The organism is Pseudomonas sp. FP1740 (assembly GCF_030687165.1).
Taxonomy (GTDB): Bacteria; Pseudomonadota; Gammaproteobacteria; order Pseudomonadales; family Pseudomonadaceae; genus Aquipseudomonas.
In genome coordinates, this window is record NZ_CP117461.1 from 3,849,526 (window position 1) to 3,867,654 (window position 18,129).

At 59.0% G+C, this 18,129-nt stretch carries 20 protein-coding genes and 1 pseudogene; 9 read left to right on the forward strand and 12 right to left on the reverse strand.

What is annotated here, in order from left to right; translation table 11 throughout:
- Positions 1–6: 6 nt before the first annotated feature.
- Positions 7–1,008, reverse strand: coding sequence for an ABC transporter substrate-binding protein (locus PSH69_RS17185; RefSeq protein ID WP_305409197.1), 1,002 nt, complete (start codon positions 1,006–1,008; stop codon positions 7–9).
- On the reverse strand, positions 1,005–1,844 hold the full coding sequence (locus PSH69_RS17190) for an ABC transporter ATP-binding protein (RefSeq protein ID WP_305409198.1): 840 nt from the start codon (positions 1,842–1,844) through the stop codon (positions 1,005–1,007). The genes PSH69_RS17185 and PSH69_RS17190 overlap by 4 nt, the downstream gene beginning before the upstream one ends.
- 135 nt (positions 1,845–1,979) lie before the next feature.
- Here PSH69_RS17190 and PSH69_RS17195 point away from each other — a divergent pair, with 135 nt between their 5' ends.
- The gene (locus PSH69_RS17195; RefSeq protein WP_305409199.1) at positions 1,980–2,723 is read left to right on the forward strand and encodes a GntR family transcriptional regulator; all 744 of its coding nucleotides are present in this window, start codon (positions 1,980–1,982) and stop codon (positions 2,721–2,723) included.
- Between the two features lies 1 nt (position 2,724).
- Here PSH69_RS17195 and PSH69_RS17200 read toward each other — a convergent pair.
- A pseudogene (locus PSH69_RS17200) lies at positions 2,725–2,889 on the reverse strand (aldehyde dehydrogenase family protein); the annotation flags it as partial.
- 195 nt (positions 2,890–3,084) lie between these two features.
- On the opposite strand from PSH69_RS17200, the gene antA reads away from it, so the two are divergent.
- From antA to antC, 3 genes are read left to right on the forward strand one after another with little or no spacing between them, the layout of a single operon-like run.
- Positions 3,085–4,470, forward strand: a complete 1,386-nt coding sequence (antA, locus tag PSH69_RS17205) for an anthranilate 1,2-dioxygenase large subunit (protein WP_305409200.1) — start codon at positions 3,085–3,087, stop codon at positions 4,468–4,470.
- A gap of 1 nt (position 4,471) precedes the next feature.
- Positions 4,472–4,960: an anthranilate 1,2-dioxygenase small subunit gene (antB, locus tag PSH69_RS17210; protein ID WP_018927825.1), complete on the forward strand. Its 489-nt coding sequence runs from the start codon at positions 4,472–4,474 to the stop codon at positions 4,958–4,960.
- Between the two features lie 18 nt (positions 4,961–4,978).
- Entirely contained in the window at positions 4,979–6,010 is a 1,032-nt protein-coding gene (gene antC, locus PSH69_RS17215; protein ID WP_305409201.1) for an anthranilate 1,2-dioxygenase electron transfer component AntC, read from the forward strand.
- Between the two features lie 111 nt (positions 6,011–6,121).
- Here the strand turns inward: antC and PSH69_RS17220 are convergent, their stop codons facing one another.
- On the reverse strand, positions 6,122–6,334 hold the full coding sequence (locus PSH69_RS17220; protein WP_204125088.1) for a DUF3079 domain-containing protein: 213 nt from the start codon (positions 6,332–6,334) through the stop codon (positions 6,122–6,124).
- 157 nt (positions 6,335–6,491) lie between these two features.
- Between PSH69_RS17220 and PSH69_RS17225 the strand changes: the two genes are divergently transcribed.
- The 5 genes from PSH69_RS17225 to PSH69_RS17245 all read left to right on the forward strand — a co-directional run bounded on the left by PSH69_RS17225 (position 6,492) and on the right by PSH69_RS17245 (position 10,040).
- On the forward strand, positions 6,492–6,851 hold the full coding sequence (locus tag PSH69_RS17225; RefSeq protein WP_305409202.1) for a hypothetical protein: 360 nt from the start codon (positions 6,492–6,494) through the stop codon (positions 6,849–6,851).
- 87 nt (positions 6,852–6,938) lie between these two features.
- Positions 6,939–7,463, forward strand: a complete 525-nt coding sequence (locus tag PSH69_RS17230; RefSeq protein WP_018927822.1) for an iron transporter — start codon at positions 6,939–6,941, stop codon at positions 7,461–7,463.
- Entirely contained in the window at positions 7,464–7,796 is a 333-nt protein-coding gene (locus PSH69_RS17235) for a cupredoxin domain-containing protein (protein ID WP_305409203.1), read from the forward strand. It abuts the gene before it with no gap.
- Between the two features lie 22 nt (positions 7,797–7,818).
- Complete coding sequence (locus PSH69_RS17240) at positions 7,819–8,673, forward strand: FTR1 family protein (RefSeq protein ID WP_305409204.1); 855 nt, start codon at positions 7,819–7,821, stop codon at positions 8,671–8,673.
- Positions 8,661–10,040 (forward strand): 4Fe-4S binding protein, encoded by a 1,380-nt coding sequence (locus PSH69_RS17245; protein WP_305409205.1) that lies wholly within the window; start codon positions 8,661–8,663, stop codon positions 10,038–10,040. Before PSH69_RS17240 ends, PSH69_RS17245 begins: the two co-directional genes overlap by 13 nt.
- A gap of 16 nt (positions 10,041–10,056) precedes the next feature.
- Here PSH69_RS17245 and PSH69_RS17250 read toward each other — a convergent pair whose 3' ends face one another.
- From PSH69_RS17250 to narH, 8 genes are all read right to left on the reverse strand, one after another.
- Positions 10,057–10,752, reverse strand: coding sequence for an anaerobic ribonucleoside-triphosphate reductase activating protein (locus PSH69_RS17250; protein ID WP_305409206.1), 696 nt, complete (start codon positions 10,750–10,752; stop codon positions 10,057–10,059).
- Positions 10,749–10,916: an anaerobic ribonucleoside-triphosphate reductase gene (gene nrdD / locus PSH69_RS17255; RefSeq protein ID WP_305409207.1), complete on the reverse strand. Its 168-nt coding sequence runs from the start codon at positions 10,914–10,916 to the stop codon at positions 10,749–10,751. The genes PSH69_RS17250 and nrdD overlap by 4 nt, the downstream gene beginning before the upstream one ends.
- Before the next feature lie 32 nt (positions 10,917–10,948).
- On the reverse strand, positions 10,949–12,964 hold the full coding sequence (locus tag PSH69_RS17260; RefSeq protein WP_305409208.1) for a ribonucleoside triphosphate reductase: 2,016 nt from the start codon (positions 12,962–12,964) through the stop codon (positions 10,949–10,951).
- A 209-nt stretch (positions 12,965–13,173) separates the two neighbouring features.
- Positions 13,174–14,166, reverse strand: a complete 993-nt coding sequence (gene moaA / locus PSH69_RS17265; protein WP_305409209.1) for a GTP 3',8-cyclase MoaA — start codon at positions 14,164–14,166, stop codon at positions 13,174–13,176.
- A 25-nt stretch (positions 14,167–14,191) separates the two neighbouring features.
- Complete coding sequence (locus PSH69_RS17270) at positions 14,192–15,148, reverse strand: peptidylprolyl isomerase (RefSeq protein ID WP_305409210.1); 957 nt, start codon at positions 15,146–15,148, stop codon at positions 14,192–14,194.
- Positions 15,149–15,158: 10 nt separating this feature from the next.
- Positions 15,159–15,839: a respiratory nitrate reductase subunit gamma gene (narI, locus tag PSH69_RS17275; protein ID WP_018927813.1), complete on the reverse strand. Its 681-nt coding sequence runs from the start codon at positions 15,837–15,839 to the stop codon at positions 15,159–15,161.
- Complete coding sequence (gene narJ / locus PSH69_RS17280; protein ID WP_018927812.1) at positions 15,832–16,587, reverse strand: nitrate reductase molybdenum cofactor assembly chaperone; 756 nt, start codon at positions 16,585–16,587, stop codon at positions 15,832–15,834. Before narJ ends, narI begins: the two co-directional genes overlap by 8 nt.
- Before the next feature lie 2 nt (positions 16,588–16,589).
- On the reverse strand, positions 16,590–18,128 hold the full coding sequence (narH, locus tag PSH69_RS17285) for a nitrate reductase subunit beta (protein ID WP_105349140.1): 1,539 nt from the start codon (positions 18,126–18,128) through the stop codon (positions 16,590–16,592).
- Between the last annotated feature and the right edge of the window lies 1 nt (position 18,129).

Sequence of the window (18,129 nt, forward strand, 5' to 3'; positions counted from 1 at the left end):
ACAGACTCAGCGCGAGGCTTTTTGCAGGTAGGAGGTATCCACGATCTGTTCGGTCTTGAGCGTGGTATCGATAAAGCCCAGGTCGTGGGAGTAATTCATCAGGCGCTGGATGAATTGAATATCCGCAGGCTGCAAGTCCGCTGACCAGCCCAACCGGGTACGTGCCTGGGCGACGATGGCTTGCGGGGCGATGGTCTTGCCGTCTACGCCTTGCACCGCTTCAAGCTTGAACGCCTCGGCGATGATTCGATTCGACTCATCGGGGTGCTCGTTGAGAAAGGCGATGGCCTTGCGGTGCGCACGCAGCAGCCTCACCACATCGTCCGGTCGCTCCTGCAAGGTTTTCGGTAAGGCGATCACCACGTACCAAGGGTAATTCGGCAGCGCCTGATTGACGTCGAGCAGGATCCGGCTCGACCCGCGCAACAACGACTGGCTGACAAAGGGTTCCCAGGAAAACGCCGCATCGACAATGCCGCGCTCCAGCGCCGCGTTCATATTGCCGGGTGGCATGTCGATGATGTCCAGATCCTTGTCAGGATTGAGCCCGGCCTTTTCTTTCAGCACATAGCCGCGCAGCAGCACATCCATGCCACTGCCCTTCTTGACCCCGGCCAGTTTTTTCCCCTTGAGTTCATCCAGGGCGGTAACCGGACTCTTGGCGTCGACAATCACCGCAGCCTGACCGTAATTGACCTTGGCCAGAATCCGGCTTTGCAGCCCCCGGGAAAACCATTGATACACCGGCGGCGTACCGACATAGGCCACATCCAGCTCGCCAGCGGCCAGTGCCTGCTGGATCACCGGACCATCGCCCAAGGCCTTGAGATCGACATTCAAGCCTTCCTCGCGGTAGTAACCCTGTTTGTCGGCGATCAACGCCGGGGCGTTGGCCATGGCGAATACATAACCCACACGCAAGGGTTTCTCTTCGCCAGCCACGGCGAATACGCTGCTTGCCAAGGCGGCAACAGACAAGGAAAGGGCAAGCAGCGAATGTTTGATCATGCTGTCAACTCAGGTTGGCGGGTTGGGTAAGCGGAGGCTGCAGGCACTTCCATGACCTGGGAAATGCGCTCCATCAGCTCATTGCGATAATCGAGAAAGGCCGGCAACCGGCGGGTTTTGAGGTTGGAGCGAGGGCGCGGTAAATGAATATTCAGTTCGCTGTGGATACCGCCGGGGGCAATGTTGAGCACGATGACCCGATCCGCCAGAAACACCGCTTCATCGATATCGTGGGTAATGAACAGCACCGTCTGACCCAGTTCAGCCCAGATGCGCAAGGTCTCTTCGTTCATGCTGTTGCGGCTGATGGCATCCAGTGCAGCGAATGGCTCATCCATCAGCAACACGCTGGGCTCCAATGCCAGGGTCCTGGCCAGGGAAACCCGCTGCTGCATGCCGCCAGACAACTGATGCGGCAACCGATGCGCGGCATTCTCCAGACCGACCAGACGCAGGTACTGCAAGGCTTGAGAACGCTGCTGCGATTCGTTGATCCGAGCCGCCATTCGCAGGCCGAAACGGACGTTTTCCAAGGCGCTCAACCAGGGAAACAACTGCGGCGCCTGAAACACATAACCCAACTCCGAACGCTCTGGACGCACCGCCGTCTGGTTGATACTGATCTGACCACTTTGCGGTTGCACAAAACCTGACAACAAGTTCAGCAAGGTGGTTTTCCCGCAGCCGGATGGCCCCAGGATCGCGACGAACTCACCGGGCCTGGCGTTCAGACTGAAAGAGGAAAACACGCGATGCCCATTGGGGTAGCTGAAGCTGATGTCATCGACCGTCAGCGCATCGGCTTGCTGCTGTGCGTAAGGGAGGGCTTTGAACATGGCAAGTGTCGTCAGGTCGTTTACAATGGGAATGCCTGACATAATACGTATTAATACAAGTAGTCCCAATAACCTATTTTTATAACCTTAGAAGTGAAGGCGCACCGCCCTCCTCCAAGGCCATGGAAACCGACAGTGTCTACGTCCATTCTTCGCGACAGCACCACCTCACTCTACGAGCAGATTGCCCAGCAATTGCTGGAAGAGATTCAACGCGGCGACTTTGAGCCCAGCGGCAAGCTGCCGTCAGAAGCAGAGCTGGGTAAACGTTTTGCGGTGAGCCGCGTCACCGTTCGCCTGGCGGTGGGCAAACTCAGCGACGACGGCGTGGTGGAGCGCAAACAAGGCAAAGGCACCTTCGTGGCGGCCAAACAGGTGCGGCACGGCCTGGACGCGTTGCGTAGTTTTCATGAAGCCTTGTTGCTGCAAGGGCTCGAACCGAGCATGCGCGTCATCAGCCATACCCTGCAGCCGGTTCCAGAGGCATTGCGTGGTATGTTTGAAGAAGCGGACGATTGCCTGCTTCTGGAACGACTGCATTTCGTCGATGACGAACCCATCGCACTGGGCCGCAGCCATTTACCGGCCGAATTGGCCAGCGTGGTCTGGACTGAAGTCGAGCATCAACCGATTTACTCCATTCTCGAGTCGATCACTGGCATGGCGGTCACCCGAGCCGATCTGGCGATCCGCGCGCAAGAAGCCGATAAACACCTGGCCAGTGCCTTGCACATCAAACGTGGCGCGGCACTGCTGGTCATGGAGCGCACCTCCTGGTTTGCCAACGGCCGCTGCTGCGACCGTACGACCTTCTACATCCGCCCAGAACGTTATGCCTTTGTCTTGAGTGGTGTCTTCAAGTCCAGACCCGCCAGCTGAATCAGTGCGCGATGCACACCGATTTCAGCTCGGTGTAAGTCTCAATTACCGCGCGACCAAACTCACGGCCCATACCGGATTGTTTAACACCACCAAACGGCATCGCAGGGTCGAGCAGCACGTGAGCGTTGCCCCAAACGGTGCCCGCTTCGATACGCGGCACCATGTGACCCAAAAAGTTACGCGCCTGACCATCTCCACCAGCAGGTATCTGCAAAAAAACGCATAAAACACCCCCCTCACTAAAAACGCCCCCCGCCCCCTCAGAAACGGATAGATATCGCCTCGAATCCGGATAGATGCACCGCACAGAAAGGCTTTCAATCAGGTCGTGCCTAAAACTACAAAAAGGGTGTACCTGATGAACAGCTCTAGAAGCATTGCGCAGTGGCAAGATTACATTCAGGGTTGCCTGGATTTTCGGCCGGCTGAAGGTATTTACCGTGTCGCCCGTGACATGTTCACAGAGCCGGAACTGTTCGACCTGGAGATGGAACTGATCTTCGAGAAGAACTGGATCTACGCCTGCCACGAGAGTGAAATCGCCAATCCCAATGATTTCCTGACGATGCGCGCCGGTCGTCAGCCGATGATCATCACCCGCGATGGGAGCAATCAACTCCACGCGCTGATCAACGCTTGCCAGCACCGGGGCGCGACCCTGACTCGCGTCAGCAAAGGCAACCAATCTACCTTTACCTGTCCGTTCCACGCCTGGTGTTACAAAAGTGATGGCCGCCTGGTCAAGGTCAAGGCCCCAGGTGAATACCCGGAGGGTTTCGACAAAGCAACACGCGGCCTGAAGAAGGCCCGGATCGAGAGCTACAAGGGCTTCGTCTTTATCAGCCTGGACGTCAATGGCAGCGACTCGCTGGAAGACTATCTCGGCGATGCCAAAGTGTTCTTCGACATGATGGTCGCGCAGTCTCCGACCGGCGAGCTGGAAGTACTGCCCGGCAAGTCGACCTATAGCTATGACGGCAACTGGAAACTGCAGCACGAAAACGGCCTGGATGGTTATCACGTCAGCACCGTGCACTACAACTACGTCTCCACGGTGCAGCATCGCCAGCAAGTCAACGCGGCCAAGGGCGGCGGTTCCGACACGCTGGACTACAGCAAGTTGGGCGCCGGCGATGCCGAGACCGACGACGGCTGGTTCTCGTTCAAGAATGGCCACAGCCTCTTGTTCAGCGACATGCCCAACCCGACTGTACGCGCCGGTTATGCCAGCGTGATGCCGCGCCTGGTGCAGGAATACGGCCAGAAACAAGCCGAGTGGATGATGCATCGTCTACGCAATCTCAACATCTACCCAAGCCTGTTCTTCATGGATCAGATCAGCTCGCAGCTGCGTATCGTGCGCCCAGTGGCCTGGAACAAGACCGAGATCACCAGCCAGTGCATCGGCGTCAAGGGTGAGTCCGACGCAGATCGGGAAAACCGGATCCGCCAGTTCGAGGACTTCTTCAACGTTTCAGGCATGGGCACTCCCGACGACCTGGTGGAGTTTCGCGAAGCCCAGCGCGGATTCCAGGCCCGCCTCGAGCGCTGGAACGAAGTATCCCGCGGCAGTGAGAAATGGGTCGAAGGCCCCACCCCGAACAGCGAGGTTCTGGGCATCAACCCGGTACTGACCGGCACCGAGTTCACGCATGAGGGGCTCTACATCAATCAGCACGGATCCTGGCAGCGCTTCCTTCTGCAAGGTCTTGCACAAAAAGCCCTGAAGTTGAAGGAGGTGTGAAATGAGCGCACTACAACATTCCGTCGAACAATTCCTCTACCGCAAAGCCGAGCTGTGTGATCAGCAGGATTGGGACGCCTACATCGCCCTGTTTGATGAACAGAGCGAATTCCACCTGCCGCAATGGGAGTCGGAGCATGTGTACACCACCGATCCCAAGCGCGGCATGTCGCTGATTTACTACTCGAACCGCTCCGGCCTGGAAGACCGGGTATTTCGTCTGCGCACAGGCAAGTCGGCGGCTTCAAACCCGATGCCGCGCACCTTGCATCAAATCAGCAATGTGCGAATCAAGGAGATCGATAACGGCTTGCTTGAAGTCAAGGCCGCCTGGGTCACGCTCTACACCCGGCAAGGGCTGTCCGAGCAGTTCTACGGCCATGTGACCTACCACCTCAAAGCGGACGCAGACAGCTGGAAGATCACCCGCAAGCACATCGTGCTGCTCAACGACACGATCAACTCAGTACTTGATTTCTATCACCTGTGAACTGTGGGGCACGCTGTCATGAACCATAAAGTCGCTTTCAGCTTCGCAGATGGCAAGACCTCGTTCTTCGAGGTCAAGCCCAACGAACTGCTGCTCGACGCCGCGCTACGCAATGGCGTGAACATCCCGCTGGACTGTCGCGAAGGTGTCTGTGGCACTTGCCAGGGTCGCTGCGAATCAGGCCAATTCACCCAAGACTACGTCGATGAAGAGGCATTGTCCGAGCAGGATCTGGCGCAACGCAAAATGCTCTCTTGCCAGACCCGCGTGCAATCGGATGCGTCGTTCTATTTCGACTTCGATTCGAGCTTGTGCAACGCTGGGGCCACCCAGTTGTTGCAAGCGGTGATTACCGGTGTGGAGCAGGTTTCGGCCACCACGGCGATCCTTCATCTGGACGCTTGCGGCCACCAGCAGCAATTGGACTTTCTTCCGGGGCAATACGCTCGACTGCATGTACCGGGCACCAGTAAGTGGCGCTCCTACTCATTCGCCAACCGCCCCAACCCCACCAACCAATTGCAGTTTCTCATCAGGCTCCTGCCTGATGGCGTGATGAGCAACTTCATCCGTGAGCATTGCCGCCCCGGTCAAGTACTCGAGCTCGAGGCCCCATTGGGGAGCTTCTATCTACGTCAGGTAACCAAACCTCTCGTACTGGTGGCAGGAGGAACCGGCCTGTCGGCCTTCCTCGGGATGCTTGATAACATTGCAGAGAAAGGTGGCTGCGGGCACCCGATCCAACTGTTCTATGGCGTCACGCAGGACAATGACCTGTGCGAAACTCAACGCCTGGCTGATTATCGCGAACGAATCGCCGACTTCGACTATCACCTTGTGGTTTCAAAACCCTCCGTGGATTGGCAAGGTAAAACCGGGTGGATTCCTGACCACTTCGACCGTCAGTCCTTCGAAGCCAACCCATTCGACATCTATCTGTGCGGTCCTCCGCCCATGGTCGACGCGATTAAAACCTGGTTCAACGATCAGAAGATCGAGCAGTTCCAGATGTATTACGAGAAGTTTATCGATAGCAATTCCACACATTGAGCAACAGGGAAATATCCGGAGAGGCATCCAGATATTTCCCTGTTTTTTTATCGTCTGACTACGTCGCAGCCAACCTCCCTTCCTCAAAGAATCAGCGAGGTTTGGCGAGCACTAGACGCCATCATCCGCTGTCTTGTCTGTGACGATGAGGGGCTCGATGCCCCAGTCTCCAGACAAATACCAATCTTCTCCGAACATCTCCGCCGGATGCATCGTACGGTCGGAGCCATTGCCGCATGCCAGGGACTTGGCCGGACAATACCGGTCGCATCCCCAGCAGATCCGTTCGGGGTGCTTGGGGCTGATGGGGAAGTTCTTGGCCATTTCGATCTCCGATCATTGAGAGACGCTCTTGCAACCTACAGCCTTTGTGCAAAACCATCCTTGATGGACATCAAGAATCGACATCGAGCGACTGCTCTCCTTATCGCGATCCTGGAGCTACGCTTCTAACGACTGAACAGACTTGGAGACGTCGCTCATGCTCAATAAAAATCCTTTCCCAAGCGTTGGGACACCAGACCATCCAACCCTGTCGACATGGGACGATCAAAACGCCGCAACATCCATCGATGGCGACGCGTTTGCCGCCCCGCCCGCCTTGACCAACGCCGAGCTGGTTCACTTGCGCGTGCGCGTGATTGCCTTGGAAAACCTGGTCATCGCGCTGCTGGCAGAAGCCTCGGAACGCCAGCTCGCCATTGCCCGGGAAATGGCCGACTACATTTCCCCCAGACCCGGTTTTACCCAGCATCCCTTGACTGTTCATGCGGCGGCACAGATGGCCCACAGCATCGAGCGCGCCCAGCGATTTCGCCAACGTGACGAGCCATCGGTTTAATTGATCAAAACTTGATAACAATCATTATTGTTCGCAGCAAAGCTTCCTAGACTCGGGTTCCTACTCGTCAGTGCTCAGGAAGACATTATGCGTACCCACCTCTCACTCGCCCTGCTCTTGCTCGTACCGCTGGCTCACGCAAAGGAATACCCGATCGGGGAGCCACAGCTGTGTCAGGGGCTGGAAGTCGGGGCGGTGTATCTGCAACCGATCGAGATGGCCCCGGCTGGCATGATGCGGGCTACTGTCGATTCTGATGTTCACCTGGAAGCCGACATTCGGGCCACCGCGGACAATCGACAGGGCTTTCAGGAAGGCAGTTTCGTGCCTTACCTCAATGTCTCGTTCAACTTGAGTAGAGCGGGTAACCCGGACGAAATCAAGGGTGACTTCCATGCCATGGTCGCCAATGACGGCCCGCACTATGGCGACAATGTGAAGCTGCTGGGGCCGGGCAAATATCGGCTGACGTTCACCGTGCTACCCCCCACCGGTCACGGCTCCCTCGGGCGTCATACCGATAAGGAAACCGGTGTAGCGCCCTGGTTCGAACGCTGCGAACTGCACTACGAGTTCATCTACGCCGGCATCGGTAAAAAAGGCGGCTATTGAATGAAGCGCCTGCATCTTACCTGGCTGATCGTGGCCGCAACAGTTGCGCCGTTGACGGCCCATGCCGAGTTGCCGAGCTTTGAGCTGACCCTGCGCGATGGCCACTTCTCCCCTGCCTTGCTTGAGGTCCCGGCCGGACAGCGCTTCAAGATCGTCCTGAAAAATAGCGGTCAGGGGCCGGCCGAGTTCGAGAGCACGCCGTTGCGGGTTGAAAAGGTACTGTCGCCGGGCGTGACGACCTTCGTGGTCATTCACCCGCTCAGGCCCGGCCACTATCCGTTTTTCGATGAGTTCAATCCGCAATTGCCCGAGGGCGGCATCCTCGCGAAATAACCTGTCTGCACACGGAGCTTCCATGAATCAATCAATGTTCATCGTCTGGCGCGAAAGCGTCGAGGCGTTGCTGGTGATCGGCATTCTCCAGGCCTGGGCCAGCCAACAAGGCCAACATCATCGCTTGGTCAAATACCTGTGGGCGGGTGTGGTGCTGGGGTTGATGCTCTCGGGCCTGCTGGCGGTGTTGATTCTGTTTGCCGGTGAGGCCATGAGCGGGTCGGCCAGTGAATGGTTCCAGGCCGCACTCGCACTGTTTGCCAGCCTGTTAATGGTGCAAATGGTCGGCTGGATGCACCGTCACGGGCGCACCCTCAACCACGATTTGCGACGGCACGCCGATAGCCACCTGGCCCGCCAAGGAGGCGCAGGTCTATTACTGCTGGCCATGCTCGCGATCAGCCGAGAAGGCAGCGAAACGGTGGTATTTCTCTATGGCGCCGGCGCCCGATTGCGGGGTCCGCAGCTCGGCCTGTTTGCCGTCGGCGGCGTGTTGGGGCTGGTGCTGTCCGCGCTGACCATTATGCTGCTGCACAGCAGTCGCCGCTTCATTTCATGGCAACGATTCTTTGCCATCAGCGAAGTCATCTTGCTCATGCTCGGCGCGGGGTTGCTGGTCAGCGGCACCGAGCGAATCGGCGGCCAACTGCTCGCCCTGGATGTGCCGGACGTGGTTTACAGCCTCGTAGGCGAATCGCTTTGGGACAACAGCGCGTGGCTGAGCGACAGCCATGGATTGGGTGGCTTTCTGGCCGGTTTTGTCGGTTATCGCGCAACGCCCAGCGGCATGACCTTACTGGTATGGGTCGGTTACTGGCTGGTCGTCAGCGCCTGGCTACGCCAACGGACTGCGGAGAAAGTCCCATGCCTGACCTGAACCGGCACAATCGATGGCTCCAGCGCCTGGGTGACGGGATGCGTCGCCATGCGTCCGTCATCCGTGCGCTGCAGTGGACTGTCGTACTGTTTTACGCAGTGCTGTTGGTGACTCCGGCGCTGTTGCCGTTGCCGGACAGCCAGGCACGGATACTCGACAACCTGACCTTGCTCGCGCAGTTTTTATTCTGGGGAATCTGGTGGCCGTTCGTGTTGCTGTCGATGGTGTGCTTCGGCCGACTCTGGTGTGGCGTTCTGTGCCCGGAAGGTTCGCTCAGCGAATGGGCCAGCCATTACGGCAAAGGCCTGGGTGTGCCGCGTTGGTTGCGTTGGGGCGGCTGGCCCACATTGGCGTTCTGCCTGACGACCCTCTACGGCCAATTGATCAGCGTCTATGACTACGCCCAGGCCGCACTGTTGATTCTGGGTGGCTCAACCGTCGCAGCGGTCATCGTCGGGTTGTTGTTCGCCCGGGGCAAGCGGGTCTGGTGCCGTTACCTGTGCCCGGTCAGCGGGGTTTTCGCCCTGCTCGCAAGGCTGGCCCCCGTGCACTTTCAGGTCGATGAGCAACGCTGGATAGAGAATGCCGCGCCACGCCTGCCGCCACCCAACTGCGCTCCCCTGCTCGATATTCGCCGCCTGCAAGGCGCCAGTGATTGCCACGCCTGCGGACGCTGCAGCGGGCAACGCGGCGCCGTGCAGCTGATCGCCCGCTCCAGCAATCAGGAGATTCTTCACGCAACCGCGCAGGCGCTGTCCCCTTGGGATACACGCTTGCTGCTGTTCGGCGTGATCGGCTTGGCCATGGGCGCGTTTCAGTGGACGGTCAGCCCATGGTTTATCGCCCTCAAACAAAACCTGGCCCAGTGGCTGGTAGAACACAACCAGCTCTGGGCCTTACGGGACAACGCCCCCTGGTGGTTGCTGACCCATTACCCGCAACTCAACGACAGCTTCAGCTGGCTCGACGGCTTCAGCATTGTCGCTTACTTGAGTGTGAGTTCGATCATGCTCGGCACGGCGTTGATGCTGCTCCTGCGCCTGACGGCCCGACTGGCGCGAGATCGCGCACTGTATTGGCCTCTGGCGCTGACACTCACGCCTGTGGGTGGCGCCGGACTGTTTCTCGGGCTGTCGGCCACCACCGTCAAATTACTGCGTTATGAAGGTCTGCTGCTGGAGTGGGTACAACCCGCCAGGGCCTGTCTGCTATTGGCCGCCATGGGGTGGAGCCTGCTACTGGGTTGGAAACGGCTGAAACACGAAGGTATTCCCCTGGCTCGGCGCGTGTCGGGTGGCGTTTGCCTGTTCCTCGCCAACGCCCTGATCGGGTTTGGCTGGTGGTTGCAGTTCTGGGGCTGGGCTTGAGTTTCCCCAGCCCCCGTTACCCCCGCAGTACAAAGGCTGGGAACAACTCGCGCATGGCCTCCCACAACTCCGGCAACAAGGCTTGTGCCGAAATGCTTGGCAGTAGCGGATCGAACATCCGCTCGGTGCGGACCAGTTGCACGGCGAAGCGTTTGACGCCGAGCGCGCTCAAGCGTTTCGCCAGGATCAGCAGACGCGCCGGCTCGAACAGATGCCAATGCACGGTGGTGCGACATTCGTAGTCCACACCACTGGCCAGCAGATGCTCAAGGCTGCGCCAGTTAGCCGTTCCACTGCCCTCGACCCGGGTAATGGCCAGGCAATCTTCGGGCAACGCCTTGACGTCGAAACCGACCCAATCCGCGCCAGTCAGAGCCTTGGCGAAGGCGGCAGGCTTGATGCCGGCGCTGTGCAAGCCGATGCGAAAGCCCATGTCCCGCACTTCATCCATGGCACCGAGCAAGCCGTCCTGCAAGGTTGGTTCACCGCCGCTGAACACCACGGCATCGAGCAGATCCTGACGACGTTGCAGAAACGCCAACACCCGCCGCCAATCCACTTCCTCACTGCCACGAGGCGGAATCAGCTGCGGGTTATGACAGTAACGACAACGCCAGGCGCAACCCTGGCAAAACAGCACGCAGGCGAGCTGTCCCGGATAGTCGATAGTGGTCAGGGGCACCATGCCCCCGACCCGAAGCATTCGACTCATTGGCGCCCGGCCAGTGCCGCGCTTTCAGTGAAGTGCAGCCGCTCGTGGTGCTCCGACTGTTTGCCCGGATTGAACGCCGACACAGGACGGTGATAGCCCATCACCCGGGTCCAGACTTCGCAGCGTTGACGTTGAGCCTGGGGCAGTGGTTGCGATGCAGTCATGGTGAAGCTCCTTGCAGTTGAGTGGATCGAAATCAATGAACAGCGCCGGCTTTCTGTTCTTGCAGCAGCAGAACTTCGTCGCATTTGGGGCAGAACTCATGCTCGCCATCGAGGTAGCCGTGCACCGGGCAGATGGAGAACGTCGGGGTCACGGTCAGGTACGGCAGGCGGAAACGTCCAAGGGCCTTGCGCACCAGCTGCTTGCAGGCCTGCACCGAGGAAATCCGCTCGGCCATGTACAGGTGCAAGACCGTGCCGCCGGTGTATTTGCATTGCAGTTCGTCTTGAAGTTCCAGGGCCTCGAAGGGGTCTTCGGTGTAGCCCACGGGCAGTTGCGAGGAGTTGGTGTAATACGGCGCCTGCGTACTGCCCGCCTGGAGAATGTCCGGATAGCGCTTGAGGTCTTCCTTGGCGAAGCGGTAGGTGGTGCCCTCCGCCGGTGTCGCTTCCAGGTTGTAGAGATGACCGGTTTCCTCCTGGAAACGCAGCAAGGTGGCGCGCACATGGTCCAGCAGATTCAGGGCAAACTGTCGGCCATGTTCGGTGTGCATGCCCTCCTCGTCGCCAGTGAAATTGCGCAGCATTTCATGCAGGCCGTTGAGGCCGATGGTGGAAAAATGGTTACGCAAGGTGCCCAGGTAGCGCTTGGTGTAAGGGTACAAACCGGCATCCATGTGGTGCGCAATGACCTTGCGCTTGACCTCCAGGCTCTCCATTGCCAGCTCCATCAGCGTGTCCAGGCGTCGCAACAATCCACTGGTGTTGCCCTTGAACACATAGCCCAGGCGTGCGCAGTTGATGGTTACCACGCCGAGCGATCCGGTCTGTTCCGCCGAACCGAACAAGCCACCGCCGCGCTTGAGCAACTCGCGCACATCGAGCTGCAACCGGCAGCACATCGAACGCACCTGATTGGGCTGCATGTCCGAATTGAGGAAGTTCTGGAAGTACGGCAAACCGTAACGCGCCGTCATCTCGAACAGACGGTCGGCGTTTTCACTGTCCCATGGAAAGTCATGGGTGATGTTGTAGGTCGGGATCGGAAAGGTGAACACTCGCCCTTTCGCATCGCCAGCCTGCATCACCTCGATGTACGCGCGGTTGAGCAGGTCCATTTCGACTTGCAGGTCGCCGTAGGCAAACGGCATCTCCTCACCGTCGATGACGGGTATCTGCTCACGCAAATCCTGCGGGCAAACCCAGTCGAAGGTCAGGTTGGTGAACGGCGTCTGGGTGCCCCAGCGTGACGGCACATTGAGGTTGTAGATGAACTCCTGGATCGCCTGGCGCACCTCCTGATAACTCAGCCGGTCCTTGCGCACGTAAGGCGCCAGGTAGGTGTCGAATGAACTGAACGCCTGGGCACCGGCCCATTCGTTTTGCAGGGTGCCGAGGAAATTCACCATTTGCCCCAGGGCACTGCTCAAGTGCTTTGGCGGACCGGCTTCGACACGCCCCGGCACACCGTTGAGCCCCTCGTGCAACAGCGTGCGCAGCGACCATCCGGCGCAGTAACCGGCGAGCATATCGAGGTCATGCACATGCAAATCCGCCTCGCGGTGGGCCTGGCCGATGGCCTCGCTGTACACCTCGTCCAGCCAGTAGTTGGCGGTGACCTTGCCTGACACGTTCAACACCAGCCCGCCCAGGGAGTAGCCCTGATTGGCGTTGGCCTGGACCCGCCAGTCTTCACGGTCCAGGTACTCATTCATAGAAGTCGCCACCTCGACCATGGTCCGGCGGTCACGACGCAAACGCCCGTGCTGTTCGCGGTAGACGATGTAGGCGCGCATGGCGAAGAAGTAACCGGCATCCATCAATACCCGTTCGACCCGATCCTGGATCTGCTCGACGTGCAGCCTTGGCAGCCCTTCCAGTCGGGCGAGTACCGCCTCAAGCAAGCCTTCAACCTCAACCTCGGTGTACTCCCCGGTTGCCTTGCCGGCGGCGATCAACGCCTGACGGATCTTGTCGGCATCGAAGGCAACCAGACTGCCATCGCGTTTGTGCAAGCGGTTACATCCCACTGAGATCAGTGTGCTCTGCATTTGGCCTCCAGATACTACATATAGATGTTTATATTCAAATAAACACAACATGCAGTGAAGACTACGGACAAAGCGCTGTTCTGCAATTGATCGACGTCAAGATTTACCGGTGAAAAAAACCGCCCGAAGGCGGTGAAGGGAAAATCGGTGTGAACACTGTGGCGAGGGAGCAAGCTCCCTCGCCACAGTGTTGTGTTTTACAGACCTGCTCAACCGCCACTCATGTTCATGAACCGCACAATCTGCACCTCTCCTTCGGGGCCAAAGTCGTGGCGCAGCGGCTTGCCACGTAACGCCTTCTGCACCGCGTTGATCAGGGGTTGGTCATCCAGCGGATAACGCCGCAGCAATCCGCGCAAATCCAGCGCGTCTTCCTGGCCCAGACAGAGCAACAGCTTCCCTTCAACGGTCATCCGCACCCGGTTGCAGGTGCCGCAGAAGTTATGGCTGTTGGGTGAAATGAAACCGATCCGGGTATCGGGATGGCGTTCCAGACGCACATAGCGCGCCGGTCCGCCGCTGTTTTCCGTACTGTCGAGCAACCGATGTTGAGCGGCGATCGATGCCCGCACTTCATCGCTGGAACAAAACGATTCACCCCGTGACCTGCCGACATCGCCCAACGGCATTTCTTCGATGAAACTGATATCGATGCGCTGATCGATGGCGTACTGCACCAACGCCGGGACTTCATCGAAGTTGCGCCCCTTCATCACCACGCAGTTGAGCTTGATCCGCTCAAACCCCGCGTCCCGCGCCGCTTCAATGCCACCCAGCACCTGATCGAGATCGCCGTTGCGGGTGATTGCGCGAAACTTCTGCCCGTCCAGACTATCGAGGCTGATGTTCATCCGCTTGACGCCTGCCTCCGCCAATGGCCGGGCCAGACGGCCCAGTTGCGAGCCATTGCTGGTCATCACCAGTTCGCGCAAACCGGGCTGCGCGGCGATGTGGCGGCACAGCTCGACAATCCCCGGACGAATCAGCGGCTCGCCGCCGGTGAGGCGGATTTTGCGGACGCCCAACCCGACGAACAGCGTTGCCAGGCGCTGCAACTCCTCCAGCGTCAGGACCTGCTGACGCGGCAGGAAGGTCATGTTTTTCGCCATGCAATACACACAGCGAAAATCGCAACGGTCCGTCACCGACATCCGCAGATAATCGATCTGCCGTCCAAAACCATCCTGCATGACAGCGTTCATCACATCTCCCGGTTTGCCCCAAGGCTCACTGCACCAACGGTGAGTCGGCGCCCTGTAAGTGGATGCCACGAATATCCGCTGCTCCGATCAGGGTTTGCAGGTACTGCACCAGCGCTTTTTGCCAGACGCCCTGCTGCAACTGCGTGCGGATCGCCGTCGACACCACTTCATAGGGCAACGGCATGCCTTCAATCCGCTGATCGACACTCACCACATGCCAGCCGTAGCGACTTTCCAGCGGTTTGCTGGCCAGGCCCGGCGCCAGCGTGAACAGCTGACGTTCCAGTTCGGGCACGGTCTGACCCTTGCTGATCTGCCCCAGGGAACCGCCTTGAGCCTTCGATGGGCACGCCGAATATTTCACCGCCAGTTCAGCGAAACTGCCGGGAAAATCCTCCAGACGTTGCAGCAATATCTCGGCCTGAGCATGCGCAAGGCTGCGAGCCTCGACATCATCCGGCGCGCACTCGAGCAGGATGTGCCGCACCGCCAGCAACGGCGCGCTGTGAAAGCGCCCGCGATTGTTTTCGTAGTAGCGCAGGCTGGTTTCCTCGTCGCACTGCGGCACGTGCACCTCGCGTTCGAGCAACAAACGCGTAGCTGCTTCTTCTTCGTTCTCACCAGCGCCGATCTCCAGCGCCAGGCCGAGTTCGGCAATGCGCTGCTGCAACAATTCGCGGATCACCAGCGCCCTGGCGGCTAGATAGACCGCCTCTTCACGGCTTTCGGCCGGGTGATATTGCAGCTCCTGGGCCATTGCCTCAGACGTGATCGACACCCCGTTGACGCTGATGATCGGCCACTCCTGTTCACTGCTGGCGATCAACTGCACCGGGACGTCTTCGGCCGCCGCCGGCTCGACCGGCAGTGCTTCAAACTGCGCGATGTCGACAACTTCCGGCACCGAAGACTCTGCATTTTTAGAAGAACCGCAGCCACCGCTGCCGCCGTTACCGCCGCCACATCCACATCCACCTGACATGATGTTCTCCTCAGACTTTCTGCCGAACGATTTGATAACGACGCCCCAGGTACCAGATCGGTGCACTGACGATGTGTACGAGACGGGTGAAGGGGAACAACACGAACAGGGTCAAGCCGAGAAACACATGCAGCTTGTAGGTCAGCCCGACCGGCGCAATGGACGCCGCCGCTTCCATCGGCCGCAACAGCACGGTGTTCTGCGCCCAGTCGGCGAGCATCACCATCACCGAACCGTCCATGTGCGCGGTGGACGCTGCAATCGTCAGCAAACCGAGCAGCAACTGCACCAGCAGCACCAGCAGAATCAAAATGTCCGAAGCGCTAGAGGCGGCACGTACCCGAGGATCGGTGAGCCGCCGATTGACCAGCATCAGCAAGCCGATCAGGCACAACAGGCCGAAGAGCCCGCCGGACACCATCGCCAGCAACTGCTTGTTCTCGGTGCTGATCACATGGTGATAAACCGATGCAGGCGTCAGCAGGCCGACGAAATGCCCGGCCAGTACAAACAGCACACCGATGTGGAAGAGATTGCTCGCCACGCGCATGCCGCGCTGGTTGAGCATCTGGCTGGAGCCAGCCTTCCAGGTGTACTGCGACAGATCGAAACGGGCCCAACTGCCAATCAGGCAAATCGCCAAAGCGACATAGGGATAGATCCCGAACAACAACAGGTTCCATTTAGACATTGCCTACCTCCTTGGCTGGCACGGTGGCCAACCCTTCATGCTGAAAATCCACCCAGTGCAACGGCACGGCGCTCTCTTCCCGGGCCTTGCCCGGGGCGCCAGGCAACGAACTGCAACGGTCTTGCTGTTCGGCCTGGAGAAAGTCCACGGCCTCCTCTTCCCAGATCTTGTCGAGGGCTTCGAGGGAGTCGTCGCGCGGTTCCGCCGCCACCTGCGCCCGCAGGTCGGCCACCGCCTGATGGGGCTCGGCCCCGGCGATTTGCAGCAGCGCCCGGAAGCAACTGGCATAAGCGCTTTCGCGCTCTTCCAGACGCGCCGCGAGCAAGGCCAGCAAATGCGAAACATCCGCCAGGCCCTCGCGGGCCTCGAGGTCTTCGCGGGTGGACAGAAACTCCAGGTACAGCGGGATATAGTCCGGCAGCTCCTTGACGCCGATGGCAAAACCGGCAGCTTCGTATTGCGCCATCATGTCGACCATGGCCTGGCCACGGTCGCGGGATTCGCCGTGTACGTGCTCGAACAACAGCAGCGAAAGCGAGCGCCCCCGGCCGAACAGCGCTCCGTAGTGCTCCTGCCCGTCCATCAAGTCATTGGCGCAGATCAGCTCGAGCAATTCGAACAACGCACCGCGCTGTTTAGGGCTGATTTCCCGTGACTGGATGATCGCCTGCTCCAGTTCATCGCGACCGCCAATCAGCGTCTCGGTCGGATAGTCGAGCAGCAGCGAAATCACTTTGAGAATTTGCATGCTCACTCCTCCCACAACTGGACGGTTTTCAGGACGTCGCGGCGGTTGGCTTTCTTTGCACCGAACATGTTGGTGTCGGAGCTGCCGCTACAACCGCTGCCGAAACTGAAGCCGCAACCGGAGCGCTCGGCAAAGGCGTCGCTCATGGCGTCTTCACGGTGGGCACTCGGAACCACAAAGCGGTCTTCATAGTTGGCAATCGCCAGATAGCGATACATCTCTTCGACCTGCGCCACGTTCAAGCCGACGTCCTTCAACACTTGCAGATCCTGAACACCATCGACTTGCTCGGAACGTTTGTAGGCGCGCATCGCCAGCAAGCGTTTAAGTGCGCGCTTGACCGGTTTTTCATCGCCCGCTGTCAGCAGGTTCGCCAGGTACTTCAGTGGAATACGCAGGCTGTCGACATCCGGGATCACCCCGTTCATGCCCACGGTGCCGGCGGTAGCGGCGTTCTGGATCGGCGACAGCGGCGGCACGTACCAGACCATTGGCAAAGTGCGGTATTCCGGGTGCAGCGGCAGTGCGAGTTTCCAGTCCACGGCCATTTTGTAGACCGGCGAACGCTGGGCGGAATCAATCACCGACTGCGGTACGCCATCGGCCAGGGCCTGGCGAATCACTGCCGGGTCATTCGGATCGAGGAAGATCTCCAGTTGTTTCTCGTACAGGTCTTGCTCATTGGCAGTGCTCGCCACTTCGCTGATGCGGTCGGCGTCATACAGCAGCACACCGAGGTAGCGGATGCGCCCGACGCAAGTTTCGGCGCATACCGTCGGCATCCCGGCTTCGATACGCGGGTAGCAGAAAATGCACTTCTCGGACTTGCCGCTTTTCCAGTTGAAATAGATCTTCTTGTACGGGCAGCCGCTGATGCACATCCGCCAGCCACGGCATTTTTCCTGGTCGATCAGCACAATGCCGTCTTCTTCACGCTTGTAGATCGCCCCGCTCGGGCACGACGCTGCGCAGGTCGGGTTGAGGCAGTGCTCGCACAGGCGCGGCAAATACATCATGAAGGTGTTTTCGTATTCGCCGTAAATGTCCGCCTGGATCTTGTCGAAGTTCTTGTCCTTGCGACGCTTGGCGAATTCGGTGCCGAGGATTTCTTCCCAGTTCGGGCCCCACTCGATTTTTTCCATGCGCTTGCCGGAGATCAGCGAACGCGGGCGCGCAGTGGGCTGATGCTCGCCCAGCGGCGCGGTATGCAGGTGCTGGTAATCGAAGTCGAACGGTTCGTAGTAATCGTCGAGGCTCGGCAGGTCCGGGTTGGCGAAAATATTCGCCAATACGCGGAATTTACCGCCGATGCGCGGGTTGATCGTGCCGTTGGCATTGCGGATCCAGCCGCCCTTCCACTTGTCCTGGTTTTCCCATTCTTTCGGGTAACCGATGCCGGGTTTCGATTCGACGTTGTTGAACCAGGCGTATTCCATGCCTTCGCGGCTGGTCCAGACGTTCTTGCAGGTAATCGAACAAGTGTGGCAGCCGATGCATTTGTCCAGGTTCAGGACCATGCCGATTTGTGAGCGAATCTTCATC